The sequence below is a fragment of the Ramlibacter albus genome (assembly GCF_014297445.1).
Taxonomy (GTDB): domain Bacteria; phylum Pseudomonadota; class Gammaproteobacteria; order Burkholderiales; family Burkholderiaceae_C; genus Ramlibacter; species Ramlibacter albus.
In genome coordinates, this window is sequence record NZ_JACORU010000030.1 from 1 (window position 1) to 1,489 (window position 1,489).

The 1,489-nt window shown below is 66.2% G+C and carries 1 protein-coding gene; it reads left to right on the forward strand.

What is annotated here, in order from left to right; all coding sequences use genetic code 11:
• The first annotated feature begins 264 nt into the window (after positions 1–264).
• Positions 265–1,470, forward strand: a complete 1,206-nt coding sequence (locus H8R02_RS29975) for an IS110 family RNA-guided transposase (protein WP_187085700.1) — start codon at positions 265–267, stop codon at positions 1,468–1,470.
• Positions 1,471–1,489 lie beyond the last annotated feature (19 nt).

Consider the following 1,489-nt stretch of genomic DNA (forward strand, 5'->3'; position numbering starts at 1 on the left):
TGGCGCTCATTGGGCATCCTCCCACTTGACGCTGCTTTGGCCGAGTGCTGAGGTAGCAATCGGACTTCCGTGCCCCTGTGGTGATTGCCAACGGCGCTGGCAACTCGATTGCCCGCATGAGACCTGCAACACCCGGGGTGCCGGAAGGCCGCAACGGGCTACCGGATGTAGCGCCACGCCTCGCAAGCCAGAGCGCCAATCAATGAGCTTCCCGCAGCGCCTTCCGACACGGACAGTCTTAACCGAAACGACTGGAGGTTGTCCATGTCTCGATGCGTTTTTGTCGGAATCGACTGGGCCTACCGCTCGCACGCTGTCTGCGTCATCGATCGCAGCGGCAGCGAGCTCAAGAGCCTGCAGGTCAGCCACGATCAGGCCGGCTTGAGCGAGCTGCTGCGGTTCCTGCGCAGCTTCGGCAAGGCCCTGCCCGTGGCGATCGAACGGCCTTCGGGCTTGCTGATCGACCTCCTGGTGGAGGCTGGCCACCAGGTGTTCGCCATCCACCCCAACGCCGTGAAGGCCAGCCGACCGCGCTACCGCAGTTCCAATGCCAAGAGCGATGCGAGCGACGCCTTCATGCTGGCCGACCTGCTGCGCACCGACGGCCATCGCTGGCAGCCCTTGCAGCCGCAGTCGGCTCACATCCGCGGCTTGCGCGCGCTGGTTCGCACTCGCGATGACCTCGTGGGCAGTCGCATCCGTCTGGCCAACCAGCTGACTGCGCTTCTGGACAGCTACTGGCCGGGCGCCACCGTCATCTTCGCGGCCGTCGACTCGCCCATCGGCTTGGCCTTCATCGAGCGCTGGCCCGCACCACGCAAGCTGAGTGCGCGCCAGATCGACGCGTTCTGCAAGCGTCAGGGCTACAGCGGCAAGCGCCCGGCCGCCGTGCTGCTGCAACGTCTTGAAGCCGCCGCTGTCAGCCCCTGCGAGCCGGCGCTTGCCCAGGCCCACGCTGTCGCCGCGCTGGCGCTCGTGGCCGTTCTCAAGCCCTTGCTGGTCCAGATCAAGGCTCTTGAACGCCAGATCGAGGCTGCCATGCAGCAGTTGCCCCAGGCCGCCAGCATCATGTCCTTGCCGCGCGCCGGCTGCATCTGCGCCGCTCAGATCCTTGCCGAACTGGGTGACGTGCCGCAGCGCTTCCCCACACCCGAACGACTGGCCGCGGAAGCTGGGGTCGTGCCCGTCACCTACGAGTCGGGTAAGAGCCGCAGTGTCGCCTTCCGATGGGCTTGCAACCACCGCTTGCGCCGCGCCATCACCTGCCTGGCCGACAACTCGCGACTGACCAGTCCCTGGGCCGCCAGCGTCTACCACGCCGCGCGCAAGCGCGGCTGCGATCACCCGCACGCAGTGCGCATACTGGCTCGCGCCTGGAGCCGCGTCATCTGGAGAATCTGGACCGATGGCTCCACCTACAACCCGGCCTTGCACACCTCGGCCATGATCCAAAACATTGAAGAGGGTTGACACCGGATGTCTCATGCGG

Bases quoted from the DNA above. Each gene is read 5' to 3' on its own strand.
- H8R02_RS29975 (WP_187085700.1), top strand. From the start codon at position 265: ATGTCTCGATGCGTTTTTGTCGGAATCGACTGGGCCTACCGCTCGCAC.